The following is a 25,664-nucleotide window of genomic DNA, read 5'->3' on the forward strand; positions in this document are numbered from 1 at the left end:
GGACGTAGCCTATCCCGCCGTGGCCGGCGTGCCCGCGAACGCGTCAGAGCCCCAGCTCCTCCAATACCGGCAGCTTTTCCCGGACCCACGCCCGCGCCTCGGTGGCGCTCGGCGCGGACAGGGCAAGCTTGGCCAGGTCCTGGGCTTCGGAGAGGGTCACCGTCTTCAGGACTGCAGCCACCGCGGCGAGGGAGCGCGCCGTCATGGACAGGGTGCTCACGCCAAGGCCGGTAAGGACGACGGCGAGGGCAGGATCGGCGGCAGCCTCGCCGCAGACGCCCACAGGCTTGTTGTGGCCTTCCGCCCGGGATCCTTCAACGGTGAGGCCGACGAGCCGCAGGACTGCAGGCTGCCACGGGGTGTTCAGGTTGGCCAGCGGGCCAAGCTGGCGGTCGGCGGCCATGGCGTACTGGGTGAGGTCGTTGGTGCCCAGGCTGGCAAAGCCGACCTCGCGGAGGATGGCCTCGGCCGTGAGGGCGGCCGACGGGACCTCCACCATCACGCCCGGAGTGTTGATGCCGGCATCGGAGCACATGGCAGCGAACCGTGCTGCTTCTTCCGCTGTGGAGATCATCGGGGCCATCACCCAGACGTCCGCCTCAGACTGCTGCTGCGCCAGGGCGATGGCTTCCAGCTGCCGGTCCAGGACGCCGGGCGTGGTGAAGTCGGTGCGGTAGCCGCGGACGCCGAGGGCCGGGTTGGGCTCCGTGGAGTCCGTCAGGAACGGCAGCGGCTTATCCGCACCGGCATCCAGGGTACGCAGGACCACCTTCTTGCCGGGGAAGGCATCAAAGACGCTCTTGTAGGCAGCGGCCTGCTCTTCGACGCTGGGTTCGGTATCGCGTTCGAGGAAGCAAAACTCCGTCCGGAACAGGCCCACGCCCTGGGCTCCCAGCTTCGCGGCAGCTTCGGCATCCTTGCCGCCGCCCACGTTGGCGAGCAGCGGCACCTCGTGGCCATCCGCCGTCGTGCCCGCGCCGGTGAAGTCAGCCAGCAGCGACGCCGTGGCGGCCCATGCTTCCGCTGTTGCCCGGAGGGATTCGTCGGGCTCGGCGGTGATGAGGCCGGCCGCGCCGTCCACATACACCTCGGTGCCGTCCGGGAGGTCGTCCACGCCCACGGCGGCAACCACGGCGGGCAGGCCAAGGGACCGGGCAATGATGGCGGTGTGGGACTGGGGACCGCCGCCGGCGGTCACGAGCGCCAGGACCTTGTTGGGGTCAAGCGTTGCGGTGTCCGCGGGGGCCAGGTCCTCTGCCACCAGGACGAACGGGGTGTTGGAGGCGGGGATGCCGGGTGCGGGAACCCCGCGGAGTTCGGCCACGATCCGGGCGCGCACGTCCAGGACATCGGTGGCGCGTTCAGCCATGTAGCCGCCCAGATTGTGCAGCATCTCGGAGACGGAGGAGCCGGATTCCCAGATGGCGCGTTCGGCGGAGGTGCCGCGGGCCACGAGTTTGGCTGCCCCCTTGATCAGCATGGTGTCCTTGGCCATCAGAGCGGTGGCCTCCAGGACTGCCTTGCCGTCGCCGGTGGCGTGGGCGGCGCGGTCCTTCAGCTCGTCGTGCACGGCTTGTGCGGCTGCCTTCAGTGCGGCGGTGGCTTCCTCGGCAGTGGTGTCCGGGGCCAGCTGTTCACCGGCGGGAGGCTCACTGATCGGTTTAGGCATCTGCCGGACGGTGCCGATGACGCGGCCTGGACTGACGCCTACTCCTGGGAAGTTCTGCACTGAAGGTCCTCATTCTCTGCCGGTAGACAGGCCCGCCAAGTTCTCCGGCGCCATGCCGGGTCCGCCGGAGGACTGCTACGTCCAGGGCAGGAAACGTGCCTGAAAAAATTGTATGTGATTCAGTTCATATAGCAACGCTATAGGTGCTAGGGTAGCGGTTATGAGTTTGGATGGCCAGCTTCCCCCCAAAATGCGGCTGCTCCGTGCTGCCGCGGAACTGCTGGCAAAATCCGCGGGAGCTCCGGTGTCCACCCGCCAGATCACGCAGCTGGCCGGGGTTACAGCTCCTACCCTGTACCACCACTTCGGTGACAAGGAAGGTCTATTCGACGCCGTTGTCGCCGCAGGGTTTGAAGAATATGTAGCGGGCGAAAGGGATTTCGCCCCCTCCGGACAGCCGCTCGAGGACATCCGGAGAATGTGGGACAACCACGTCCAGTTCGGATTGAACCAGCCCGAGCTGTACCTGGTGATGTTCGGCAATATCCGCCCGGAGAGCCGGCCTGCCATCGTGGCAGACGCCGAGGCGCTCATGGAGGAGATGCTGAACAAGGCAGCGGCGGCGGGCCAGCTGAACGTCCAGCCCAGGGAGGCAGCCAGGTCCATCCTGGCCGCCAACGTGGGCGTGACGCTGATGCTGATTGCGGAGCCCGCTTCCGAACGCAACCTCGAATTGTCCACCATGACCCGGGACGCCATGATCTTCGCGGTGTCCGCCGAGCCCGCCAGCGGCCCGGCCCCGGGCGGCACTGGGAAGTCCTCGGTGGTGGTGGCAGCGATCGCCCTGAACGCCGCACTTCAGGCTTCGCACTCTGACCAGCTGTCCAGCTCGGAACTCAAGCTCTTCCTCGAATGGCTGCACCGGATCTCCACCAGCCCTGCCGGTTAGCCCCGCAACCCCGTAACACCCAGCAGTACGTCGTCGTAATCATCGGACCACTCCTGCGGAGCAGCAGGAAAGAGGTTAGGAAATCACATGGCAACAGAGACAGTTGCAAAACCCCGCACCAGCGCCCGCGTGCATGTCCAAAAGTTCGGGACGTTCCTGTCCGGCATGATCATGCCCAATATCGGGGCGTTTATCGCCTGGGGCCTTATCACCGCCCTCTTCATCGAAAAGGGCTGGCTGCCCGTTCCGCAACTGGGCGGTTTCGGCGAGACGGGCGGTGTGAAGAATCTGGGCCTCGTGGATCCCATGATCAAATACCTCCTGCCCCTCCTGATCGGCTACACCGGCGGCAAAATGGTCTACGACGTCCGCGGCGGCGTGGTGGGAGCCATCGGCACCATGGGCGTGATCGTTGGTGCCGGCATCCCCATGTTCATCGGCGCCATGATCATGGGCCCGCTCGGCGGCTGGACCATGAAGAAGATCGACATGCTCTGGGACGGCAAGATCCGCCCCGGATTCGAGATGCTGGTCAACAACTTTTCCGCCGGCATCTGGGGCGCATTGCTCGCCCTGCTGGGCTTCTTCGGCATCTCGCCGCTGGTGACAGCGTTCAGCACGGCCGCCGGAAACTTTGTCCAGTTCCTGGTCAACAACGGCCTCCTGCCGCTGACCAGCATCTTCATCGAGCCTGCCAAGGTCCTGTTCCTGAACAACGCCATCAACCACGGGGTCCTCACCCCGCTGGGCGTCCAGCAGTCGCTGGAGCAGGGCAAGTCCATCCTGTTCCTGCTCGAAGCCAACCCCGGCCCCGGCCTGGGCCTCCTGCTCGCGTACATGTTTTTCGGCCGCGGTGCCGCCAAGGCATCGGCCCCGGGCGCAGCGATCATCCAGTTCCTGGGCGGCATCCACGAAATCTACTTCCCGTACGTCCTGATGCGCCCGCTGCTGATCCTGGGTACGATCGCCGGCGGCATGACCGGCATCGCCACCCTGGCCCTCACGAATTCCGGCCTGGTGGCCCCCGCGGCGCCTGGTTCCATCTTCGCCGTCCTGGCACAGACCTCGCGGGACAGCTACTTTGGCGTGATCCTGTCCGTGGTGCTCGCCGCCACGGTGTCCTTCCTCGTCTCCTCGCTGATCCTGCGCACCACCAAGCACAGCGACGAAGCCGATCTGGGCGACGCCACCGCCCGGATGGAGGCCATGAAGGGCAAGAAGAGCTCGGTTGCCTCCACCCTGACCGGTGCCGGCGCGGGAACTGCCGCAGGCGCCGCGGCTGCCGGACATGGCGGTGTTGGCGTGCTGGCCGGACCGGTCCGGAACATCGTGTTCGCGTGCGACGCCGGCATGGGCTCCAGCGCCATGGGCGCCTCGGTGCTGCGCAACAAGATCAAGGCGGCGGGCTTCCCGGACGTCAAGGTCACCAACGCCTCCATCGCCAACCTCAGCGACACCTACGACGTCGTGGTCACGCACCAGGACCTCACCGAGCGGGCCAAGCCGGCCACCTCCAGCGCCGCCCACTACTCCGTGGACAACTTCATGAACAGCCCGCGCTATGACGAGATCGTGGAACTGGTCCGGGAGAGCAACACCGAGGGTGGAACGTCCGACGCCGGCACCACGCACGGTGCCCACGCCGCCGATGCGCCGGTGGACGCAGCGCCGGCCGCAGCAGGTGCAGCCGGAGCCCCGGCGAGCGGAAGCTCAGACATCCTGGCCCGCGAGAGCGTGGTCATGCGCGGTTCGGCCACCACCCGCGACGCCGCGATCGACGAGGCCGGCCGCCTCCTGCTGGCCCGCGGTGCCGTGGACGAGGGCTACATCGCCGCCATGCACGAGCGGGAAGAGTCCGTGTCCACCTACATGGGCAGCTTCCTGGCCATCCCGCACGGCACCAACGCCGCCAAGGACCACATCCGCAAGTCGGCCGTGTCCGTAATCCGCTACCCGGAAGGCATCGACTGGAACGGCAAGCAGGTGAAATTCGTGGTTGGCGTTGCCGGCATCAACAACGAGCACCTGCACATCCTGTCCTCCATCGCCAAGGTCTTCACGAACAAGGAACAGGTTGCCCGGCTCGAGGCCGCCACGTCCGAGGATGAAGTCCTGGAGCTCTTCGGAAAGGTCAACGCATAGTGAAGGCAGTACATTTTGGGGCCGGCAACATAGGCCGCGGCTTCGTGGGGCTGCTCCTGCACGATGCCGGCTACGAAGTGGTTTTCGCGGACGTGGCCGAGGACCTCATCAACCGGCTCAAGGAAGCGGACAGCTATGCCGTGCACGAGGTGGGGGAGAACCCCGCCGTGCGGACCGTGGACAACTTCCGGGCGCTGAACTCCAACGCCCAGGAAGCGGAACTGGTCTCCGAGATTGCCACGGCGGACATCGTCACCACCGCGGTGGGTCCGCACATCCTGAAGTTCGTGGCGCCCGTGATCGCCAAGGGCATCGTTGCGAGGGAGCCCGGCCGGGCTCCCCTGCAGGTGATGGCCTGTGAGAACGCGATCAACGCCACGGATATCCTGGCCAAGGAGGTGGCCGCCCAGCCCGGTGCCACCGCCGCAGCGCTGGACGGCAAGGCAGTGTTCGCCAACACCGCCGTGGACCGGATCGTGCCCAACCAGGAGGCCGGGCAGGGCCTGGACGTCACGGTGGAGACCTTTTACGAATGGGTCATCGACCGCACCGCCTTTGGTGACTCCGTCCCGGTGATCCCCGGCGCCACTTTCGTGGACAACCTCTCGCCCTACATCGAGCGGAAGCTGTTCACCGTGAACACAGGGCACGCCTCCGCGGCCTATTTCGGGTTCGAGGCGGGCCTGGAGAAGATCTCGGACGCCATGGCCGACCAGGATGTTGCGGAGGATGTCCGCGCTGTGCTGGAGGAAACCAAGCAGCTCCTGGTGGCCAAGCACGGATTCAACAACGACGAGCAGGAAGCCTATGTCCAGAAAATCCTGGTCAGGTTCTCCAACCCGTACCTGCCGGACACCGTCAACCGGGTGGGCCGGGCGCCACTGCGGAAGTTGAGCCGGAATGAGCGGTTCATCGGCCCGGCAGCGGAACTGGCCGAACGTGGCGTGGTGCCGGAGGCCCTGCTCGGTGCGATCGCGGCGGCGCTCCGGTTCAACGACCCCGCTGACACCGAGGCCACCGAGCTGGCAGCCATCCTGGCCTCGGCCAGCCCCACCGACGCCACGGAAAGGATCACCGGGCTGGTACCCGGCCACCCGCTGTTCGCCGCGGTTGCCACCCTCGTGGAGGAGCGGCAGGCGGAAATGGCCGGCACCCCCGCCTGACCAGGTCCGCGTTTCGACACACCGACGTACTGCAGAGCGGACGACGCCGGCACCCACCACTTCCATTCCGGTGGCGGGGTGCCGGCGTCGTCCTTTTTGCGTACCCCCTGCAACGCCCGCTCACCTTTGGCGCGTCTTCCCCCAACGCCCGCTCGCCTTTGGCGCGTTTTCCGGGACCCCCGCGCAGATCCTGTGCCAAGCTGGGCGGGTGAACCAGAACCCGGCTGCCGTCCCCGCTTTGCTCACTGCCGACCTCGACGGCGGGACGTTCCGTCTCCGCCAAGCCACCCGCTCCGATCTTCCCGCCATGGTGCGCCTCCTCGCTGACGACGCCCTTGGCGCGGGACGCGAGGCAGCGGAGGACATGGCGCCGTATGAGCGCGGCTTTGACGCGATCGACGCCGACCCGGCCCACCTGTTGATAGTGGGCGAGCTGGTGCCGCACGGGGATGAGTCCGGGCCTGTGGTTGCCACCTTCCAGCTGAGTTTCCTTCCCGGCATCTCCCGGCAGGGAGCATGGCGCTCGCAGCTTGAGGGCGTCCGGGTGGCAGCTGCCCTTCGCGGCCAGGGCCTCGGCAAGCTGATGGTGGAGTGGGCCATCCAGGAGTCCCGGCGCCGCGGCTGCGGGCTGATGCAGCTGACCACCCACAAAAGCCGCTCCGCCGCGCACAGGTTCTACAGGCAACTGGGCTTCGAGGCCAGCCACATCGGCATGAAGCTGGCACTCTAACGTCCTTGACGGTTAGGCACCCTAAATGTTAGGCTACCTAACGATGAATACCAACGATGCCCAGCTGCAGAAACTGGCCAGCGACTTCCGCGAAGCCCTGCGGCACAGCGTGTACCTGGTCCGCCGCCTCGACGCCGACGGCGAACTCAGCGCCGCCCAGCTCAGCACGCTCAAGATGCTGCTCGGCGAAGGCCAGCGCGTCGGCGAGATCGCCCGGAACCTCGGCGTCCGCGTGCCCAGTGCCACCGAGCAGATCATCAAGCTGGAACGCGCCGGGCTGGCCCGTCGCGAGCCGGACCCGGCTGACTCCCGTGCCGTCAGGGTGATCCTGACCTCCGAAGGCCGTGCCGCCGTCGACTCCGCAAACCGGCGGCGCAACCAGGTGATGGCGGGCATCCTCAGCACGCTCACCGACCAGGACCGCAAAGCCCTGGCGGAGGCCCTGCCGGTCATCGACAAAATCAACGACTCCCTCCAGAACTAACCCGAACCAGCCACTCACTTAGGAGCACCCTCCATGGACGGCCAGCTCGCAGAAACCCTGCAGGCACCAGAAGCAACTTTGAAGGCTGAAAAGGCCTCATTCCTCAAGCAGCCAAAGGCGGTATGGGCCACCGCCCTCGCCGCAGTGTTCGCCTTCATGGGCATCGGGCTGGTGGACCCCATCCTCCCGGCCATCGCCACCAACCTGGACGCCAGCCCCAGCGAGGTGTCCCTGCTCTTCACCAGCTACTTCCTGGTCACTGCGCTGGCCATGCTGATCACGGGGTATGTCTCCTCCCGGATCGGCGGCAAGAAGACCCTGCTGATCGGCCTGGCCGTCATCGTCGTCTTCTCCTCGCTGTCCGGCCTGTCCGCCAGCGTCGGTGAGCTGGTGGGCTTCCGCGCCGGCTGGGGACTGGGCAATGCCCTGTTCGTCGCCACCGCCCTTGCCGTGATCGTCGGCGTAGCCAGCGGCGGCGCCGGCACCGCCATCATCCTCTACGAGGCCGCACTGGGCCTGGGCATCTCCCTCGGCCCGCTCCTTGGCGCCCTCCTGGGCGGCTGGCAGTGGCGCGCCCCGTTCTTCGGCACCGCCGTCCTGATGGCCGCCGCCTTCATCGCCCTGATCGCCCTCCTGCCCCGGACTCCGCTGCCCGAACGCAAGGTGCGGTTGCGCGACCCCCTGCTGGCCCTGGGCCACAAGGGATTGCGGACGACGGCGGCAAGCGGCTTGTTCTACAACTACGGCTTCTTCACCATCCTGGCTTTCACCCCGTTCGTCCTGGGCATGGACGCGTACGGCATCGGCGGTGTCTTCTTTGGCTGGGGTGTGGCCGTGGCCGTCTTCTCCGTCTTCGTCGCGCCGGTCCTGCAGCGCCGTTTCGGCGCCGTCAAGGTACTGACCGGCACGCTGTTCGTCCTCATGCTGGACCTGGCCGGGCTGGGACTGGCGGCGGGGCACTCGGTGCCGGCCGTCGTCGTCCTGGTCATTGTTGCCGGTGCGCTGCTGGGCATCAACAACACCATCTACACGGAACTGGCCATGGGCGTCTCGGATTCGCCCCGGCCGGTGGCTTCCTCCGGCTACAACTTCGTCCGCTGGATGGGCGGTGCCCTTGCCCCGTTTGCGGCGGCGCAGCTCGGTGAGCACTTTGGCCCGCAGGTTCCGTTCTTCGCAGGGGCCCTGGCCATGGTCATCGCCATCCTCGTCGCGTTTGGCGGCCGCGCTTACCTGTCCTCGCACGAGCCGCACGTCGTGTAGGTCCCCGAACCAAACAGCAAACCCTCCATCACGCCATGTGATGGAGGGTTTGCTGTTTTCCTGCGAAAACTGATGGGGCGTTCCGGGGAAGGCCGCCAAAAGGGATGCGGCGTTACGAGGCCTTCTTGGAACCCTTGGGCACGAAGAGCGTCTCTGCCTGCTCCAGGGACATGCCGTTGGTCTCGGGCACCTTGAACATGACGAAGAAGAAGGATGCCGCCGCGAACAGGGCGTACATGGCATAGGTCAGCGGGAGCGATGCCGCAGCCATGACCGGGAAGCTGAGGGTGATCGCGAAGTTGGCCACCCACTGCGCCGCGGCGGCCAGCCCCAGAGCCCTGGCACGGATCCTGGACGGGAAGATCTCGCCCAGCAGGACCCACACCAGCGGTCCCCAGGACGCGCCGAAGCTGACCACGAAGATGTTGGCGGCCACCAGGGCCACGGGGCCCCACTCGCCCGGCAGGCTGATGTCCTCGCCGCTGCCAGTTGCCGAGGAGAACGCCAGGGCCATGGCGCCGAGTGACACGGCCATGCCCACCGATCCGGCCAGCAGGATGGGCCGGCGGCCTACCCGGTCCACCAGGGCGATGGCCACGAGGGTGACCAGGATGTTCGTGATGGAGGTTGCCACCGAGATGGCCAGGGAGTCCTTCTCCTGGAACCCCACGGCCTTCCACAGCGTGGTGGAGTAGTAGAAGATCACGTTGATGCCCACGAACTGCTGCAGCACCGACAGCGTGATGCCCACCCAGACCACAGCCTGGAGGCCAAACGTCCTGCCGCGGAGGGACCCCTTTTGCCCGGCCAGTTTGTCTTCCTCGATGGCTTCCCGGATGTCCCGGATATGGCGGTCGGCATCTTCGGAGGGCGCGATGGATTCAAAGACTTCCCTGGCCTGGTCTTCCTTGCCCTGGAACACCAGGAACCGCGGGGACTCGGGCAGGGTGAAGGCAACCCAGCCGTACACGACCGCGGGGACGGCGGCCGCCAGGAACATCCAGCGCCATGATTCGATGCCCAGCCAGAAGGCCTGGTCCGCACCGCCGGCACTGGTGGCCAGGAGTGCGTCGGACAGCAGCGCGGCAAAGATACCCGTGGTGATGGCCAGCTGCTGCAACGACGCCAGGCGGCCGCGGACCTTTCGCGGCGAAATCTCGGAGATGTAGGCGGGGGCGATGACCGAGGCCAGCCCAATGCCCAGCCCGCCCACCAGGCGCCAGAACACCAGGTCCCACACGCCGAACGCGAAACCTGTGCCCACGGCGCTGACCAGGAACAGCAGGGCGCCCAGCTTCATGGCCGGAATGCGGCCGTAGCGGTCTGCAACCTTGCCGGCCAGGAAGGCGCCGGCAGCGCAGCCCAGCAGGGCGATGGCCACGGCGAAGCCCGTGACGGCCTCGGAGAGCGCAAACTCTCCCTTCATGGCGTCGACGGCGCCGTTGACCACCGATGAGTCGAAGCCGAAGAGGAATCCGCCCACCGCCCCCGCGAGCGCCAGCCAGATCACCCGCCGCGGTATGCCGGTTGTGGTCTGCTCCTGTGCAGTGGGCATGGTTCTCCCTGGGTTTGGGGGGTTATGGATGCGGTGCGGACGTCGTCGGCTGCGGTACCGGCCAGAGGGGCCGGCGCACACGCGCTAAACAGTGTGGCACGTCACCGCCCGAGGTTCCACTTGGCGCCTTATGCCCCCTCCAACGCAGGACGACGACGGCGGGCCGTGCCGCCGTCGTCGTCCCACCAGTGCAGTGTCCGGGTCAGTGCGCCGGAATCTCCATGCTGTCCTTGTCCTGCGGGGATGCCTTCTGGTCGGTCAGCTTCTTCCGGGGAAGGGCGAAGCTGATGAGGAACGCGAGGCCGGTGAGCGCTGCCGCCGTGAGCATCACGGTGTCGATGGACGTGGCGAAGCCCTCGGTGATGGGCCGGGTAAGGGTGCTGTTGGCGGTGTGCAGCCAACTGGTGTCATTCAGGGAGTCGTTGGAGGCGCCGTTCTTGAAGAATTCATACAGCTTGGCGTTGGCAGGGTCCGACGCGACGGCGGGGTCCTTGAGGACGGCGAGGTAGGCGGGGTCGGTGGCGGCGGTCTTCATGCCGTCGGCGATCCGGCCGGCAGCCAGGCTGAAGAGCATGGAGATGAAGACGGCGGTGCCCACGGCGCCGCCCATGGAGCGGAAGAAGGCTGCGGAGGAGGTTCCCACGCCCATGTCCCGCGGCGGCACCGACGTCTGCATGGCCAGGGTGAGCGGCTGCATGCAGAAGCCCAGGCCGACGCCGAAGAACACCGCGATCAGGCCGGGAACCCAGAGTTCGGTGTCCACTGCCAGCGAGAAGCCCATCACCAGGGCGGCCGCGGTGAGGATGCCGGTGCCCATGATGGGGAAGATGCGGAACGTGCCGGAGGCCGAGATGGTGCGGCCTGCCGTGATGGAGCCGAACAGGATGCCCACGGTGAAGGTGATCATCATCAGGCCGGCTTCAGTGGGGGTGAGTCCCTTGACCAGCTGTAGGTACATCGGGAGCATGGCGATGGCGCCGAACATGCCGATGCCGATAATGAAGTTCAGCAGCGAGGACAGCCCGAACGTGACGTTGTGGAAGAGCCGCAGGGGGATCAGGGCGTAGTCGCCGGCACGCTTTTCCGCGAGCAGGAACCAGGCAATGCCCACCACGCCCAGGCCGTAGCAGAGGAAGGAGTTCACGGAGCTCCAGCCCCAGGTCCGGCCCTGTTCAGCCACGAGGAGGAGCGGAACGATGGCCACGGTGATGGCGGCGGCGCCCCAGTAGTCGATCTTTTGCTTCAGGTGCTTCGCGGGCAGGTGCAGGAACAGGAACACTACCGTCAGTGCGGCCAGGCCAATGGGGATGTTGATGAAGAAGACCCAGCGCCAGCCATCGAAGCCCAGGATGTTCGCGGAACCGGCGAACGCACCGCCCACCACCGGGCCCAGGACCGAGGAGATGCCGAACACGGACATGAAGTAGCCCTGGAACTTGGCACGGTCCTTGAGCGAGACGATGTCGCCGATGATGGTCAGCGCCAGGGCCAGCAGGCCGCCGGCGCCCAGGCCCTGGATGCCGCGGGCAACAGCGAGTTCGGTCATCGAGTGGACCGAGCCGGCGTACAGCGAGCCCACCAGGAAGACGGCGATCGCGGTCAGGTACAGGGGGCGGCGTCCGAAGATGTCGCTCAACTTTCCGTACAGCGGGGTGCTGACCGTGGAGGTGATCAGGTATGCCGTGGTGGCCCACGCCTGCAGGGAGAGCCCGTCCAGGTCGTTGGCGATGGTGTAGATGGAGGTGGAGACGATGGTCTGGTCAAGGGATGCCAGGAACATGCCCAGCATCAGACCCACCATTACTGTGACGATCTGGCGTTGCGTCAGGACTTCTCCGGCGCGGGGCGCGGCAGTGGCTTTGGACATGGGTGCTCCAAGGGAAAGGAAGGATATAAGCAGCGATAGTTGCTTTCAGTAACTATCTTACTCGGTCTTTCTATTCCCCGCCCTGCGCATTTTCCCGCTACGGCTCCACGAGGATGCCGTCCGGATCGCACCAGACGGTGGCTCCGGGACGGAAGGTCACGCCGTCGATCACCACGTCCACGTCAACCTCGCCTGCACCCGCCTTTTGGCTTTTCTTCGGGTTGCTGCCCAGGGCCTTGACGCCGAGGTCCAGGTCCGCGATGGCCAGCCTGTCGCGGATCGCGCCGTTAATGACGACGCCGGCCCAGCCGTTGGCCACGGCGCTTTCGGCGATCATGTCCCCCATCAGGGCCGTGCCCAGCGACCCGCCGCCGTCCACCACCAGCACAGCTCCGTTCCCCGGTGAACCGAGCGTGGACTTCACCAGGGCGTTGTCCTGATAGCAGCGGATGGTCCGTATGGGACCGCTGAAATGGAAGCGGCCGCCCAGGGACTGGAACTGCAGGGAGACGGAGGCCAGCTCCTCACCGCGTTCGTCGTAGAGGTCCGCGGTGTTGATAGCGACGCCTTCGGTCGGGGTGGGTGCGCTCATCTGGTTCTCCTTGATACTCAGCGATTGGTGGCCCGGCAACCTGGCGCGCAGGCTGGCCGCCGTGTGCAAGACGGCCCGGTACCGCCCACGATAGTCTGATTCCATAGCCAGCCGGCCGCACCAGGGGGAGCACGCCAATGAGTCCGTTCAAAACGCCGGCACAGCCGGATGGCACCTCCGCAGGCGAAAACGCGACGGCGGCGCTCGCCGAGCCGGCGCAGAAGGTCACCGCCCGCTGGGTCACCGGACTCGTCCTGGTCAACGTGGGGATCAACTGCGCCTTTTTTGGCCCCATCAATATCTTCATAAGCCAGCAGGCCATCAGTATCGACGAGCCCAGCAAAGAAGCCGTCCTTTCCCTCGCTACAGCCTGCGGCGCGGCTGTCTCACTGGTGGCGAATCCGCTGTCCGGGGCACTCTCGGACCGCACCACGTCGCGTTTCGGCCGCCGCTCGCCCTGGGTGCTGACGGGCGCCGTACTCGCTGCCATCGCGCTTCTGGCGATGTCCGGCGCCACCACGGTTGCGCTGCTGGTGGCCTTCTGGTGCGTCGTCCAGCTCGGGGCGAACGCGGCCTACGCAGCCATCACGGCCGCGGTTCCGGACCGGGTACCGGTGCTCCAGCGCGGCAAGGTAGGCGGGCTCGCCGCCATGGGCCAGACGCTGGGTATCCTTACAGGCGCCGTATTTGGCGCCGTGGTGTCCGGCAACTTCATGGTGGGCTACTGGCTGTGCGCTGCCGCGCTGCTGCTGTCCGTACTCCCATATCTAATGCACCGCGACGACCCTGTGCTGCGCGACAGCGTCCTGCCCCCGTTCCGGCTGGTTTCCTTCCTCCGGGGGTTTTGGATCAGTCCAAGGCTGTACCCGGATTTCGCCTGGGCCGGGCTCACCCGCTTCCTGGTGAATGTGGGCAACCAGCTCACCATCGTCTACCTGTTCTTTTTCCTGCGCGACATCATCCACCATGGAGATCCCGCCGCGGGCGTGCTGGTCCTCACCGGCATTTACGCGCTGATGGTGATGATTACCGCCGTGGTGGCGGGCCCCTGGAGCGACAGGGTGGGACGTAGGAAGCCGTTCGTGATCGGGTCTTCCGCCATTATTGCCATGGCCGGCCTGATAATGGCCTTCTTCCCGGTCTGGCCCGGGGCCCTGGCCGGCGCTGCCGTACTGGGCGTCGGCTTCGGGGCCTACGTCGCGGTGGACTACGCGCTGCTGACGCAGGTCCTGCCGTTCGCCGCCAGCCGGGGCAAGGACATGGGGGTTATCAACGTGGCCAACTCGCTGCCGCAGGTGGCCGCTCCGGCCCTGGCGCTGCTGGCAGTGACCTCCTGGGGCGGCTACCGGACACTGTTCCTTGCTGCTGCTGCCATTGGCCTGCTGGGCGCCGTTTTCGTGGTGAAAATCAAGGGCGTTGACTGACCGGGCCGGTGCCCGAAACTAAGGCCGCTGACTAATTAGGGCACATGCCTGTGCCGTATAGTTGAACCGGGCTGCAGGGCGGTACGGAAGTGGGGGCGCTCCTGGCCGCAGTCCCTAAAACACAACCCCGGAATGCTGATGCCCGAGACTTTTTCAGACCATCCGCCCATGGCCGCAAGGCCTTCCGCTCCGCGCCAGCGCCTCCGCTACACGCGGATCCTGGACACCGCCGCCGGGTTCGCGCGCACGGGACTTGATGCCGTGGAACTCTCCCAGGTTGCAGAAAAAGCTGACGTGCCGCTGGGGACCCTTTACCGGTACTTTCCGTCCCCCACCCACCTGATGCTGGCGCTGTACCGCCAGCAGTTGGATGAGCTGCAGGCCGGAACCCGGGGGTCATCCCCGCGCTTCCGGGGCCGCGCGCTCTCAGGCCTGCTGATGGAGATCTTCCACATGCGCGTCATGCAGCCTGCAGTGGAGCAATGCCTCAGCAGGGGTGTTTACCGCCCGGAAAAGGACACCACGGAGCTCCTCCGCGAAATCGATGCCCTGAGCGAGAAGCTGGTCGCCGGTGCCTGCGGCGACGCTGTTGGGGCGCGGGTCCTCCTCATGGCCGTCACTGGTCTGGTCCAGTCCGTGCGGAACCGGCGGTTGTCCCTCTTCGAAGCCGAGGAGGACCTGAAAAAGGCCTGCGGAAGGCTGTCCCAGGAGACGGAGACTGGCTTCACAGTGGCCAAGTCCGCGTAACTGGTCTAGACCAAAAGCCCAATAAATCAGCTGTAATACCGTGATCTGGATCACTGTTAGCGTTGACTAAACGTTTTGTCAGCGCCGGAACGTGTCAAGGAGGACAATCAGGCCCTTCCCGGGCTGCCTACCATGGGGGCAGGAGCGGCAGGGCGGAAACATCCCCGGCGTTCCCACGGACCCGCCACCCCTGGGTTTCCTGCCGCACTACTTTCCCTGCTTGGGCCCCGCCGGGCTCCAGCCCCATGTGCCGTGCGCCCACGGCGAGCACCAGGAGACAACGACGTGTCCATTGACGCATTTACAGCCACCGACAGTTCAGCAGCCACGGCCCTGACGGAAGACGAAATCTTCGGCGCCCACCAGGGCGGCAAGCTCTCCGTTACCAGCACCGTTCCGCTGTCCAACAAGCGCGACCTGTCCATCGCGTACACCCCCGGAGTGGCCGAGGTCAGCCGGGCCATCCACGCAAAGCCCGAACTGGCCCGCACCCTGACCTGGGCCGAGCGCCTGGTGGTCGTCGTCAGTGACGGCACTGCCGTCCTGGGCCTGGGCAACATCGGAGCCAGCGCCTCGCTTCCCGTGATGGAAGGCAAGTCCGCCCTCTTCAAGACCTTCGGGGACCTTGACTCGATCCCGCTGGTCCTCAACACCACCGACGTGGAAGAGATCGTGGAAACCCTGGTCCGCCTGCGCCCCAGCTTCGGCGCCGTGAACCTCGAGGACATCTCTGCGCCGCGCTGCTTTGAGCTCGAAGAGAAGCTGATCGAAGCCCTGGACTGCCCGGTCATGCACGACGACCAGCACGGCACCGCCGTCGTGGCCCTTGCGGCGCTGACGAACGCTGCCAAGGTGACCGGCCGGGGCCTCGAAGGCCTGAAGGTGGTGGTGTCCGGCGCCGGCGCGGCGGGGATCGCCGTCGCCGAAATCCTGCTGGCCGCCGGGATCACCGACGTCGTCCTGCTCGACTCCCGTGGAGTCATCAACGCCGGCCGCAAGGACCTCGCCGCGGACCCGGCCAGCAAGAAGGCAGACATTGCCGGGCGCAGCAACCCGCGTGGCGTGGAAGGCGGCCCTGCCGAGGCTCTCGCCGGGGCCGACGTCTTCATCGGTGTCTCCTCCTCCAAGCTTGACGAGGCGCACCTGGCCTCGATGAACCAGGACGCCATCGTCTTCGCGCTGTCCAACCCGGACCCCGAAGTCCTGCCCGAGGTGGCCGTCAAGTACGCTGCCGTGGTGGCCACCGGCCGCAGCGACTTCCCCAACCAGATCAACAACGTGCTGGCGTTCCCGGGCATTTTCCGCGGTGCCCTCGATGCCGGCGCACGCCGCATCACGCCGGCAATGAAGCTCGCAGCAGCGCGCGCCATCGCCGGGCTCGCCGCCGAGGACCTCTCGGCCGACTACATCGTCCCCAGCCCGCTGGACCCGCGCGTGGCACCCGCAGTCACCGCGGCCGTCGCCGCCGCGGTGGAAGCGGAGTAGGCCCCTTCTGCAGAAACCACGACGGCGGTGCCTCCTTTCCCAAAGGAGGTGCCGCCGTCGGGCGTTAAGGACCGGCCCCTAGACTGGGATCCATGAGTTCCGAGACCGTGGTGACCATCCTGTGCGGCCTTGCAATCCTGGTGGGGGTGGCCGGCACTATCATTCCCGTCCTGCCCGGCAGCGTCCTCATCGGCATAAGCCTGCTGGCCTGGGCCATCTGGGGTGGCGCCGGGACGGCGGGGTGGGTGGTCTTCGCGGTGGCCATGGTCTTTGTCGCCGCGGGAATGACGGCGGGCGCCGTCCTCACGGGCAGGAAGCTCAAGCAGCATGCCATTCCCAGCCGCAGCATCGTGGTGGCCCTCGTTGCGGGCGTGGCGGGGATGTTCATCATCCCGGTGGTGGGCCTCTTCGTTGGCTTCGCGGCCGGGCTGCTGGCCAGCGAGTTCCTCCGGACACGGAACTTTTCGACGGCGGCGAGGTCCAGCTGGGCTGCCCTGAAGGCCACGGGGCTGGGCATGCTTGCGGAATTCGGGCTGGCCTGCCTTGCCGCCAGTACCTGGGTGATCGGTGTGTGGATAGCCGCCGCCAACGGCTGAACCGGTTGCGCGCCGCCTGTTCCGCGGGTACAACCAAATCATGACCCAGCCGGTTTCAGCCCGCGACCTCGTCCACTCGTGGATGGACAAATACCAGGCAGCCTGGACCAGCAACGGCTCCGAGGACATCCGCGCGCTTTTCACCACAGACGCGCTCTATGAGACGCGTCCCCACGATCCGGAACCCTGGCGGGGCCAGGACGGGATCGTCCAGGGCTGGCTCGCGGCACGCGACGAGCCGGCCGACTGGACGTTCACCTGGGAACTGCTGGGATGCGACGGCGACACCGCCTTCGTCCAGGGCGTTACCACCTACTCGGGTGGCCGGCCCACGTACGACAACCTGTGGGTCATCAGGTTCGACGAGTTAGGCCGCGCCAGCTCCTTCACCGAATGGTTCATGGCGAGGAAACCTGACTGACTCCCGGCCCGGCCGCGTACGGCCCGGCCCGTGCTTAGAGCCCGAGCCCGCCGAGCTTGTCGCCCAGCCCGCCCGGAAGTTTGTCCCCGAGCCCGCCGGGAAGCCTGGAAAGCAGTTCGGCCGGATCGATGCCGAGCTTGGACAGCAGGCCAGCGTGCTGTTCGGTGTCCACCTGGTCCGGCAGTTCCGATTCCGCCTGCGAGGCTTTGGCCTGGTCTCCCTGGGTCCGGAGGAGTTCGAGGATCTGGTTTTTGTCGATCTGCATGGCATTCTCCTTGCCGCGGTTCATCTACTAAGGGGGCTTACAACCTTTCCTGAAAATGATGCGGGGGACAAGGTCCAGGCGCGATCGCCGGCCGGATGGGGGCGTCGAGCCGTGAACGCCTCCCGGTTAGCATGGAGTGATGAGCGCCGGGGACACCGCACCGATCTACTGGGACAGCCGTGACCTCACCCCCTTCGGGCAGGCGCAGCTGCGTACCCCGGTCCACGACCTCGCCGGGGGAGTGGGCGGCCTGCTGACTGGCGTGCTGGGCGGCCGCAACCCCGCCCTGCTGTCCATCGACGGCGAGGTGCCGCGGCTCAAGCGGCTGCTGCCCAAGCCCGCCAAGGTGGTCCACGAAGCCGTCTTCACCAGCCGCGAACCCGAGCGCCTGATCACCCTGGCCCGCGCCTATCCCGGATGGGCCGGCCTCTGCTACCTCATGGCCGGGCTCCTGGTGTACAAACACGGCGGCTACCTGCGTGCTTCCGAGCTCCTTCAACGCGGCCTCACCACCCGGAATGATGACGAGGCCAACCGCTACTCGTCGACCTACCTCACCCGGATCGTCACGCGGATCGAACTGGCCGAGCGGGTGGAGATCCCCGTGCTGTTCAGCGAAGAATCCGTGTTTCTCGCCCTGTCCCATTCACTGCGCGAGACCGGCCGCACCGAAGCCGCGCTCGATGCACTGACCGGGCTGCCGCCGTCGCTCCCCATGGCCCTGGCCCGCTGCTCCCTCGCCCTCACGCTCGGCCGGAGCCGCACCGTCATTGACTGGACGGAGGGGCTGCTGAACGCGGACGATCTCTCCGCGGCCCTGCTGCTGGTCCGCGCCCGTGCCCTGCGGCGGGAAGGCCGGCTGGACGCCGCGCACCAGGCGATCGCCGAAGTCCTGCGCCGCCGCAGGACACACCTTGTGCTCCGGAACGACGCCCTGACGGACCGCGCGCTGCTCGTGCTGGAATCAGGCCGGCGATCGCTGAATCCCCGCGACTGGGGACGCCGGCGCGAGGACCCGGAACCACAGCGCGAGCTCGAGGCCCCGGCACCCATCCGGAAGGACGAAGAAATGCGGCGGATCTGGGAGCAGGACTGGAAGGAACTCAGCGGAGACTAGGAAGCCCCGCCAGCTACTGGAAGCGGCTGGCCAGGAAGGGCAGCAGCTGTTCGCCGAGCAGCACGCCTCCCAAACCCACCATGATGATGCCACTGGCAAGTGTTACTGCCCGCGCGGCGCCGGGCCTGCTCTGCAGCAGTGTGCGCGAGAGCAGGGCCACCACGGTGTAGACCAGGCCTGCCAGCGCCACGAACGTCATGCCCAGCAGCCCGGACTGCACCGGCACAGGCAGGGAGGCCTCGGAGCTGACGAACTGGGGAATGAGGGCCACGTAGAAGAGCAGGCCCTTGGGATTGATCCCGCTGGTGCCCATCCCCTGCAGGAAGGTTCGCAGCTGTGTCCCGCCGGCACCGGCTGCATCCGCGCTGAAGCTGGCGCCGCGCCAGGACCTAAGGGTTCCCACCCCGAGCCACAGCAGGTAGCCCGCGCCGGCCAGGGTAATCCAACCCAGGACGCCGGGCATGCCTGCCAGCACTGCGGCCAACCCGGCCACCAGCAGGACTGTGTGGAGGACATAGCCGCCGCAGAGCCCGGCAACCGCCGGGACAAAACTGCGCTGCCGAAGGCCCGCCGCGATGGTGTACGCCCAGTCCACACCCGGTGTGCAGGCCAGGGCTGCGGCCACCACCAGGAATGCCAGGAACAGCTGCGGATTCATCGGGTTTCTCCTGTCGACGGGCTCTCACGAGCAACCATAGGGAGAATTCGGCCAAAAGTGCTGTCCTGTTTTCGCCCGCCCCGCGGTAGAGGCAGTATGTTTATTGCGTGTTGGATCAAATCGACAGGAATATATTGCGGCACCTTCAGGAAGACGGCCGCATGACGGCCACCGCACTCGCGTCGAAGGTGGGCCTGACCGTGGCGCCGTGCCACCGGCGGTTGCGCGACCTGGAGCAGTCCGGGGTGATCCGCGGGTACAAGGCAGACGTTGACCCGGCGGCCGTGGGCCTGGGGTTCGAGGCGATCGTCTTCGTCACGCTCCGCCAAGTTGACCGGCCCACCATGGAGATTTTCGAGAACCGGGTGGCGGACAATCCGAACATTGTGGAGGCCCAGCGGCTGTTTGGTTCGCCGGACTACCTGTTGAAGGTCATCGCCGAGGACCTGCCGGCCTACCAGCGCTTCTACGACACGGAACTGACGTCCCTGCCCGGTGTTGAGCGGCTGACGTCCACGCTGGTCATGAAGAACCTCAAATCCAATGCGGGCCCGCCCGTGTAGTTGCCGGCTACTCTGTGTGGTCCTTCAGGAGACCCGTGGTCCGGTACGGGATGACCTCGCGGAGGAACATGCTGGTGGACGTGCGGACGATGCCGGGGCAGAGGCGGATCTCCTCCGATACCCGGTAGAGATCGTCCGGGCTGGTGGCCACTACCCGGATCAGCAGGTCGGTATCGCCGGCCGGCGCATGGCATTCCAGGACTTCGGGGATCTTGCGCAGGGCAGCGATAGCCTCGTTGAGGTGGCTCTGGTCCAACTCCGCACTGACCGCAGCGGCCACGCCCCGTCCAAGTGCTGCCGGAAGCACCCGGCTGCTGTTGGGCCGGAGGGCGCCGGACGCCGTCATCCGCTCCAGCCGGCTTTGCACCGTTCCGCGGGCAAGGCCCAGCCGCTGTGCCAGCACCATGATGGGGACGCGCGGATCCTCGTCCAGGGCGTTCAGGATCCGCCGGTCCGTTGCGTCCAGTTCCTGCAATCTGATCATTTCCTGTCGCTGGGAACTCCAAGGTTTGATCAGACTGATCAACTGAAGTTCCGCCTGTTGTCCCAACTGTATGGTCTCTGCTGGAATAGTGGCAACAAGGACAAAAGCTACCGCTGGTCCGCGCAGGCTACAGATTCCCCGGCACACCACCCGGCAACTGGACACCGCTTCCCGCAAGGAGGCCGCCGCTGATTGACGCTTGTTCACACCACGCTCATTCTGCAAACACGGCAAGAGCCCCTGAGCTACCGACGCCCGCATTCGGCGGAGTCATCGGTAGCTGAGGGGCTCTTGTGTGCTTCCGTCTAGGGTTGGTCCATGACTTCCGCCGGCCGCTTTGCCCCCAGCCCATCCGGTGAGCTGCATGTAGGGAACCTCCGGACCGCAATCCTTGCCTGGCTTTTCGCCCGCTCCACCGGACGCCGGTTCCTGCTGCGGGTGGAGGACCTGGACCGCGCCCGTGCAGGAGCGGAGGCGGTGCAGCTGCGGGATCTGGCGGCGGTGGGCGTCACCTGGGACGGCGACGTGGTCCGGCAGACGGACCGCGGGACCCTCTACGCTGAGGCGATTGCCCGGCTTGAAAAGGCCGGTCTGACCTACGAGTGCTTCTGCACGCGCCGGGAAATCCAGGAGGCACCGTCCGCCCCGCATGCTCCGCAGGGAGCCTATCCCGGCACATGCCGCAACCTGGATCGGGCGGAACTGGAATACAAACGCTCCACCCGGCCAGCCGCGATCCGGCTGCGGGCGGACGTGCAGGAGTACACAGTGCAGGACGTCCTCCATGGCACGTTCACGGGGGCGGTGGACGATTTCGTGCTTCGCAGGAACGACGGTGTGACCGCCTACAACCTTGCCGTCGTCGTAGATGATGCTGCGCAGGGCATAGACCAGGTGGTCCGCGGCGACGACCTCCTTCCCTCCACGCCCCGGCAGGCCTACCTCGCCATGCTTTTGGATATTCCCGCACCGGAATATGTCCACGTACCCATGGTGGTGAACCGCGACGGCGTGAGGCTGGCTAAGCGTGATGGAGCGGTCACTCTGGCGGACCTCTCCCAAGCCGGGGTTGCCGCAGACGAGGTGCGGAACCTGCTGCTTGAGTCCCTGGGATTGCCCGCCGGACCGCTGGAGCACGCCGTGCCGGCCCTTGACCCGGAACGGTTGCCCCGCATGCCTTGGGTATGGACGGGGATGGACCGCCCGTCCGCTGGCTAAGCTGGGGAGATGTCAGACGAGCACATTACGGACCAGGTCCGGACGCCCACGTTTACGGTGGAGACCGCCAAAGTCCTGGCTGAGGTGGCCCACAACCGGCAGAAGGACAAGCTGAAGCGGCCCTACCGGGACCATGTCCTTGCCGTCGGAGACGCCCTGGCGGACTTCGACGACGAGATCAGGATTGCGGGCTATCTTCACGACATCGCCGAGGATACGCCGATGACACGCCAGGCCCTGCTGGACATGGGTGTCCCGGAGCGCTCCGTGGACATCATCGAGCGTGTCACCAACCGACTGCACAGCAACCCGGACGATTATCAATCCGGCATCCGTGAGATTGCCGGGGACCATGACGCCGCCCTGGTCAAGATCGCGGACAATGCGCACAACTCGCTGCCGGAGCGGGTGCAGGCGCTGGCGGAGAAGTGGCCGGACAAACCCCCGGTAACGAAGTACCGGGATGCCCGGCCCGTGCTCTACGCCGCCGTGGAGGTGGAAGAGGTCCGGAAGATCCTGGCGCGGGTTAATCCCTGGCTGCTGGAGGAATTCGACGCGCAGCTGGACGACGCCGACGACACCGACTACGAGAACCTCCGCTACGACACCGGCCCCGAGGCCTAAACCCGCCCCAGCGCCTCGATGTCCTCCAGGAAGTCCGCCTGCACCTCGGCGCTCACGGTGGTGCGGGTATCACCGATGGCGTCGAGGTAGTCCTGGGTGGAGGGCCCCTTCCTGACCGCCGTACGGACGGAAACTTCGCCTCCGGAGGCCAGCCCGCCGTCGTCGTACACTGCCTTTTCCAACGCCCGCTGCGAGGCGCTGCGGGCCGCATACTCGATGTCCGCCGGGGAGAAGCCCTCGGTACGTTCCACCAGGAGTTCCACGTCCACGGCGTCCACCATGGCCGCGGGGATGAACCGCTGCCACATCGCCTCCCGGGCCTGCCGGTCCGGCAGTCCGATGGGGATGACGTAGTCGAACCGTCCGTGGCGCAGGAAAGCCGAGTCCAGGGCGCGGATGAAGTTGGTGGCGCAGACCAGGAGCCGGCCGGGCTGTTCGCGGAACGCGGGGATGATCTTCAGCAGTTCGTTGGTCACGCCCTGCAGCGGCGACGGCGGATCGCCGGCCCGCTGGGAAGCAATCTCCTCCACCTCGTCGATGAACACCACGGCATGCTCCAGTTCCGCGATTTCCAGGAAGGTCTCGCGGAGCGCACCGGCCAGGCCCTGCGGGTCGCCGGCCAGGCGGGACGGGAACACCTCCACGAACGGCCACTCCAGGCGGGAGGCGATGGCCTTGGCGAAGGTGGTCTTACCTGTGCCGGGCGGGCCGAAAAGGACGACGGCGCGCGGCGGCACCACGCCGAATTCATCGGCCAGGTCCGCCTCGGCCAGCGGGAGCACCAGGCGCCGTTCAAGCAGTTCCTTTTCCCTGCGCATGCCCGCTACGTTTTCCCACAGGTCGCGGGCCAGGACCCGGCCGCCGAGCTGGCCCAGGGCGCCGAGTTCCTGGCGTTGCACGGGAATGGTCCGCTCGAAGTAGCGCAGGTTTTTCTTGAGCGCGAAGCCGCGGCCCAGGAAGGCCTCCACCCGGGTTTCGGACTCAGGCATCAGGGCCGAGAGCTTGTTCAGCCCGTGCGGTGCCATCCGGTTTTCGACGGCGGCCAGCAGCGAAGTGCCGATGCCCCTGCCGCGGTACTCGGGGAAAGTGGCAAGGAAAACAATCCAGCCCTGGTCGTGCGCGGCCCGTCCGACTGCGGCACCCACCACCTGCTCGCCCTGCACGGCAACCACCGCATGGTCCTTTTCACAGGACGCGAGGACCTCGGACAGGGCATACACGGGTTCGACGTTGTGTGCCTTCAGTGTCTCCCACAGATGCAGGATCCCGTCCAGGTCCGCCGAGTGGAAATCCCTGATCCGCCAGTTGGTCATGCCGTCTCCCGGTCTGTTCGTCGTTGAACGCACGTGCCGCGCGCCGCGGTGATTGAGCTGCACAGGAAGCATATGCGATCCGCCCCCCGCCGGACGTTGCGGGCCGGTTGCATGACGCTTTTGGGGTACCCGGTTGGGTAACTCGCTCCGTTGAGGGTCCCTTGCCCGAGGAGTAGCGTGACTCACATCACTCAAAACCCGTTCAGGAGCCATCATGCAAATTCTGGGACGCCGGTTAGCCGCAGTAACGGCTGCGCTGGCAATGAGCGTAACCACCGGAGCGTTAGTAAGTCCTGCTTCTGCCCACTCCGGGGCCAGCGATGAGACCAAAAAGATGCCTACCGCCACAGGCTACGGGGGCGCCGTCAGCACAGTGGACGCGGATGCCTCTGCGGCGGCCATTGAAGTCCTCCGCAAGGGCGGAAACGCGGTGGACGCCGCCGTCGCGGCAGCAGCCACCCTTGGAGTCACGGAGCCGTACAGCGCCGGCATTGGCGGCGGCGGCTATTTCGTCTACTACGACGCGAAGAGCAAGAGGGTCAGCACCATTGACGGGCGCGAGACGGCGCCGGCAAAAATCAAAAGCGATGCGTTTATTGATCCGAAGACGAAGGAGCCTTACAAATTCACGCCCGATCTGGTGACCAGCGGCGTCTCCGTTGGCGTCCCGGGAACTCCCGCTACCTGGGAGCGGGCGCTGAAGCGCTGGGGCACCCTCAGCCTCGCTGACGCTCTGGAACCGGCCATTGACGTTGCAGAAGACGGCTTCGTCGTTGATGAGACGTTCCGCCAGCAGACGGCGGACAACCAGCTCCGGTTTGAAGCCTTCACGTCCACCAAGGACCTGTACCTGCACGACGGGAAGCTCCCGGAGGTGGGGTCAGTCTTCAAGAACCCCGACCTCGCAGATACTTACCAGCTGTTGGCAAACAAGGGCATGGACGCGTTCTATGACGGACCGCTGGCGAAGGAGATCGCCAAGACTGTGCAGAACCCGCCCAAGTCAAAGGACACCACGCTGCCGGTCCCCAAAGGTTCCATGACTGAGAAGGACCTGGAGAACTACAAGGCCTTGGACCAGGACCCCACCCACGTGAACTACCGCGGGTACGACGTCTACGGCATGGCGCCCTCCAGCAGTGGCGGCACCACCGTGGGCGAGTCGCTCAACATTCTGGACGTGTTCAACCTCGCGTCCCTGAAGGCTGACCAGCCGGCCGTTCTGCACCATTACCTCGAGGCCAGCGCCCTGGCGTTCGCGGATCGCGCCAAGTACGTGGGGGACCCGGCCTTCGTGGACGTCCCGACCAAGGCGTTGACGGATCCCATCTTCGGCAAGGAACGCGCCTGCGAGCTTGATCCCCTCCACGCGGCGAAGAAGCCGGTTGCGGCCGGTGACGTGAAGTCATACGACGGCACCTGCCCGGTGGACCCCGCCGCACTCCCGGATGAGAAGGACACGGAAAACATCTCCACCACCAATATGACCGTCTCGGACAAGTGGGGCAACGTGGTGGAGTACACGCTGACCATCGAGCAGACCGGCGGGTCGGGCATCGTTGTTCCCGGCCGCGGATTCCTGCTCAACAACGAGCTCACCGACTTCTCCACCGTCTTTGACGCTGCGGACCCCAACAGGATTGAGCCCGGCAAGCGCCCGCGTTCGTCCATGTCCCCGACGATCCTGCTGAAGGACGACAAGCCGTTCCTGGCGCTGGGTTCCCCGGGTGGCTCCACCATCATCACCACCGTCCTGCAGACCCTGGTGAACCGCATCGACCTGGGCATGAGCATTCCGGATGCCATCGCCGCGCCGCGTGCCTCGCAGCGGAATACCGCCAGCGTCACGGCCGAGCCGGCCTTCATTGACAAGTACGGCGCCGCTTTGACCTCGCGCTTCGGCCACGTCCTTGCCTCATCGGGCGACTCGTTCTCGTCCGCTTCCGAAATCGGCGCGGCCACGGCGATCGAGTTCCAGAAGGACGGCCGGGTCCTCGCGGCCGCGGAACCGGTCAGGCGCGGCGGTGGATCGGCCATGGTGGTGAAGCCGGCAAAGTGACCGGAGAAAACCGCCGTTAAACCCCGACGGCGGCACCTGGGTTCAGGAATTCCAGAACCCAGGTGCCGCCGTCGGACGTTGCAGGCAGTTACTTCTTGAAAGTCTCAGCCGGTGCGTTGGCGATGACGGGGGATGTGCCGGTGTAGCCGTCGCGGGTTTCGGCGATGTGGCGGATGCGTTGGCGGCAGGCGTACCAGCCGATGACCATGAGGATGGAGGCGATGGCGGTGACGAGCATGGTCAGGGGTGAGTCGATGAAGACCATGATGAGCACGCCGA

24 protein-coding genes and 1 pseudogene are annotated in these 25,664 nt (G+C 66.3%); 16 read left to right on the top strand and 9 right to left on the bottom strand.

Annotated elements, in window-relative coordinates:
- Positions 1–43: 43 nt before the first annotated feature.
- Complete coding sequence (ptsP, locus tag Q9R31_RS15390) at positions 44–1,729, bottom strand: phosphoenolpyruvate--protein phosphotransferase (RefSeq protein WP_311263578.1); 1,686 nt, start codon at positions 1,727–1,729, stop codon at positions 44–46.
- 160 nt (positions 1,730–1,889) lie between these two features.
- On the opposite strand from ptsP, the gene Q9R31_RS15395 reads away from it, so the two are divergent.
- The 6 genes from Q9R31_RS15395 to Q9R31_RS15420 all read left to right on the top strand — a co-directional run bounded on the left by Q9R31_RS15395 (position 1,890) and on the right by Q9R31_RS15420 (position 8,397).
- A complete protein-coding gene (locus tag Q9R31_RS15395) occupies positions 1,890–2,618 on the top strand; it encodes a TetR/AcrR family transcriptional regulator (RefSeq protein WP_311263579.1) in 729 nt (242 codons plus the stop codon).
- An 87-nt stretch (positions 2,619–2,705) separates the two neighbouring features.
- Entirely contained in the window at positions 2,706–4,760 is a 2,055-nt protein-coding gene (locus Q9R31_RS15400; RefSeq protein ID WP_311263580.1) for a PTS mannitol transporter subunit IICBA, read from the top strand.
- Positions 4,760–5,923, top strand: coding sequence for a mannitol-1-phosphate 5-dehydrogenase (locus Q9R31_RS15405; protein ID WP_311263581.1), 1,164 nt, complete (start codon positions 4,760–4,762; stop codon positions 5,921–5,923). The genes Q9R31_RS15400 and Q9R31_RS15405 overlap by 1 nt, the downstream gene beginning before the upstream one ends.
- Positions 5,924–6,161: 238 nt before the next feature.
- Positions 6,162–6,653, top strand: coding sequence for a GNAT family N-acetyltransferase (locus Q9R31_RS15410; RefSeq protein WP_311263606.1), 492 nt, complete (start codon positions 6,162–6,164; stop codon positions 6,651–6,653).
- Between the two features lie 43 nt (positions 6,654–6,696).
- The gene (locus Q9R31_RS15415) at positions 6,697–7,137 is read left to right on the top strand and encodes a MarR family transcriptional regulator (RefSeq protein ID WP_311263582.1); all 441 of its coding nucleotides are present in this window, start codon (positions 6,697–6,699) and stop codon (positions 7,135–7,137) included.
- Between the two features lie 33 nt (positions 7,138–7,170).
- Positions 7,171–8,397 (top strand): MFS transporter, encoded by a 1,227-nt coding sequence (locus Q9R31_RS15420; protein WP_311263583.1) that lies wholly within the window; start codon positions 7,171–7,173, stop codon positions 8,395–8,397.
- Positions 8,398–8,509: 112 nt separating this feature from the next.
- Here Q9R31_RS15420 and Q9R31_RS15425 read toward each other — a convergent pair whose 3' ends face one another.
- The 3 genes from Q9R31_RS15425 to rraA all read right to left on the bottom strand — a co-directional run bounded on the left by Q9R31_RS15425 (position 8,510) and on the right by rraA (position 12,411).
- Positions 8,510–9,952 (bottom strand): sugar porter family MFS transporter, encoded by a 1,443-nt coding sequence (locus tag Q9R31_RS15425; protein ID WP_311263584.1) that lies wholly within the window; start codon positions 9,950–9,952, stop codon positions 8,510–8,512.
- 202 nt (positions 9,953–10,154) lie between these two features.
- Complete coding sequence (locus Q9R31_RS15430) at positions 10,155–11,819, bottom strand: MDR family MFS transporter (protein WP_311263585.1); 1,665 nt, start codon at positions 11,817–11,819, stop codon at positions 10,155–10,157.
- A gap of 97 nt (positions 11,820–11,916) precedes the next feature.
- Positions 11,917–12,411, bottom strand: a complete 495-nt coding sequence (rraA, locus tag Q9R31_RS15435; RefSeq protein ID WP_311263586.1) for a ribonuclease E activity regulator RraA — start codon at positions 12,409–12,411, stop codon at positions 11,917–11,919.
- Between the two features lie 137 nt (positions 12,412–12,548).
- Between rraA and Q9R31_RS15440 the strand changes: the two genes are divergently transcribed.
- From Q9R31_RS15440 to Q9R31_RS15460, 5 genes are all read left to right on the top strand, one after another.
- Positions 12,549–13,835 (top strand): MFS transporter, encoded by a 1,287-nt coding sequence (locus Q9R31_RS15440; protein ID WP_311263587.1) that lies wholly within the window; start codon positions 12,549–12,551, stop codon positions 13,833–13,835.
- Between the two features lie 138 nt (positions 13,836–13,973).
- Positions 13,974–14,582, top strand: coding sequence for a TetR/AcrR family transcriptional regulator (locus Q9R31_RS15445; protein ID WP_311263588.1), 609 nt, complete (start codon positions 13,974–13,976; stop codon positions 14,580–14,582).
- 285 nt (positions 14,583–14,867) lie between these two features.
- The gene (locus Q9R31_RS15450) at positions 14,868–16,067 is read left to right on the top strand and encodes an NADP-dependent malic enzyme (protein ID WP_311263589.1); all 1,200 of its coding nucleotides are present in this window, start codon (positions 14,868–14,870) and stop codon (positions 16,065–16,067) included.
- A gap of 92 nt (positions 16,068–16,159) precedes the next feature.
- Complete coding sequence (locus Q9R31_RS15455; RefSeq protein WP_311263590.1) at positions 16,160–16,663, top strand: DUF456 domain-containing protein; 504 nt, start codon at positions 16,160–16,162, stop codon at positions 16,661–16,663.
- A gap of 40 nt (positions 16,664–16,703) precedes the next feature.
- Complete coding sequence (locus Q9R31_RS15460; protein ID WP_311263591.1) at positions 16,704–17,084, top strand: nuclear transport factor 2 family protein; 381 nt, start codon at positions 16,704–16,706, stop codon at positions 17,082–17,084.
- Between the two features lie 34 nt (positions 17,085–17,118).
- Here the strand turns inward: Q9R31_RS15460 and Q9R31_RS15465 are convergent, their stop codons facing one another.
- Entirely contained in the window at positions 17,119–17,349 is a 231-nt protein-coding gene (locus Q9R31_RS15465; RefSeq protein ID WP_311263592.1) for a hypothetical protein, read from the bottom strand.
- Between the two features lie 139 nt (positions 17,350–17,488).
- Here Q9R31_RS15465 and Q9R31_RS15470 point away from each other — a divergent pair, with 139 nt between their 5' ends.
- Positions 17,489–18,466, top strand: a complete 978-nt coding sequence (locus Q9R31_RS15470) for a hypothetical protein (protein WP_311263593.1) — start codon at positions 17,489–17,491, stop codon at positions 18,464–18,466.
- Between the two features lie 13 nt (positions 18,467–18,479).
- On the opposite strand, the gene Q9R31_RS15475 is transcribed toward Q9R31_RS15470, so the two are convergent.
- Positions 18,480–19,124, bottom strand: a complete 645-nt coding sequence (locus Q9R31_RS15475) for a LysE family translocator (RefSeq protein WP_311263594.1) — start codon at positions 19,122–19,124, stop codon at positions 18,480–18,482.
- A gap of 107 nt (positions 19,125–19,231) precedes the next feature.
- Between Q9R31_RS15475 and Q9R31_RS15480 the strand changes: the two genes are divergently transcribed.
- Positions 19,232–19,687 carry an Lrp/AsnC family transcriptional regulator gene (locus Q9R31_RS15480; protein ID WP_397428258.1) on the top strand — a complete coding sequence of 152 codons (456 nt, stop codon included), beginning with the start codon at positions 19,232–19,234 and terminating at the stop codon, positions 19,685–19,687.
- Positions 19,688–19,694: 7 nt separating this feature from the next.
- Here Q9R31_RS15480 and Q9R31_RS15485 read toward each other — a convergent pair whose 3' ends face one another.
- The gene (locus Q9R31_RS15485) at positions 19,695–20,171 is read right to left on the bottom strand and encodes an Lrp/AsnC family transcriptional regulator (protein WP_311263595.1); all 477 of its coding nucleotides are present in this window, start codon (positions 20,169–20,171) and stop codon (positions 19,695–19,697) included.
- A gap of 318 nt (positions 20,172–20,489) precedes the next feature.
- Here Q9R31_RS15485 and gluQRS point away from each other — a divergent pair, with 318 nt between their 5' ends.
- Positions 20,490–21,389 (top strand): tRNA glutamyl-Q(34) synthetase GluQRS, encoded by a 900-nt coding sequence (gluQRS, locus tag Q9R31_RS15490; protein WP_311263596.1) that lies wholly within the window; start codon positions 20,490–20,492, stop codon positions 21,387–21,389.
- A gap of 9 nt (positions 21,390–21,398) precedes the next feature.
- Positions 21,399–22,013, top strand: a complete 615-nt coding sequence (locus Q9R31_RS15495) for an HD domain-containing protein (protein ID WP_311263597.1) — start codon at positions 21,399–21,401, stop codon at positions 22,011–22,013.
- On the opposite strand, the gene Q9R31_RS15500 is transcribed toward Q9R31_RS15495, so the two are convergent.
- Positions 22,010–23,326, bottom strand: coding sequence for a GNAT family N-acetyltransferase (locus Q9R31_RS15500; RefSeq protein ID WP_311263598.1), 1,317 nt, complete (start codon positions 23,324–23,326; stop codon positions 22,010–22,012). The genes Q9R31_RS15495 and Q9R31_RS15500 overlap by 4 nt on opposite strands.
- Positions 23,327–23,540: 214 nt before the next feature.
- Between Q9R31_RS15500 and ggt the strand changes: the two genes are divergently transcribed.
- The gene (gene ggt / locus Q9R31_RS15505; protein WP_311263599.1) at positions 23,541–25,385 is read left to right on the top strand and encodes a gamma-glutamyltransferase; all 1,845 of its coding nucleotides are present in this window, start codon (positions 23,541–23,543) and stop codon (positions 25,383–25,385) included.
- Between the two features lie 88 nt (positions 25,386–25,473).
- On the opposite strand, the pseudogene Q9R31_RS15510 reads toward ggt, so the two are convergent.
- Positions 25,474–25,664: pseudogene (locus Q9R31_RS15510) on the bottom strand (L-asparagine permease); the annotation flags it as partial.

The sequence above is a fragment of the Pseudarthrobacter sp. BRE9 genome (assembly GCF_031844305.1).
Classification (GTDB): Bacteria; Actinomycetota; Actinomycetes; order Actinomycetales; family Micrococcaceae; genus Arthrobacter.